Annotated in this window: 1 protein-coding gene; it reads left to right on the forward strand. The window is 45.7% G+C overall.

Features of this window, described 5'->3' with window-relative positions:
• Window positions 1-554: nucleoside-diphosphate sugar epimerase/dehydratase (locus ACQRBJ_RS16185; RefSeq protein ID WP_445304254.1), on the forward strand; the 554-nt coding region annotated here is incomplete at both ends.

The raw sequence follows: 554 nt of genomic DNA on the forward strand, positions 1-554 counted from the left end.
TGTAGTGGCAGGAATGATTGCAACCTATATTGCAGAAGGAGGCGAGGTGATAGCTTCCCATTTCTGGAACTACCTCCTCATGTTCGTCTGCTCCCTGCCACTCTTCGTGGTAGGTATGCGTATGTTCCATACCTATTCCGGCATCATGCGCTACTCGTCATTCGTTGACCTGCTTCGCATTTCCGGTGCCCTCGTTGTCGGTTTCATCTTGAATTGCGTACTTCTCCAGGTGATTCCAGAAAATATCCTTTGCGAGATTACCACAGAATCCATTGTCGTTATGCTCTTCATCTCCATGATAGAGATGTGGACAATGCGAATCCTCGTGAAGTATATGTACGACTCCAGTTTTTCAGCTGAAACCAAGATTCCGGTTTTCATACTCGGAGTAAGAGAGGGTGGTATCTCCTTGGCAAAGTCCATGCGTAATGATCATCCATCGCAGTATGTAGTGAAAGGGTTTGCTACGTCAGAAACAGGCATAAAAGGTCGATTCCTGTTGGGATGCGAAGTCTATTCATACGATGAAGCATTAATAGGTATCATGCATAAGC

The organism is Prevotella sp. SGI.167 (assembly GCF_050313615.1).
In the GTDB taxonomy this organism is placed as follows: Bacteria; Bacteroidota; Bacteroidia; order Bacteroidales; family Bacteroidaceae; genus Prevotella.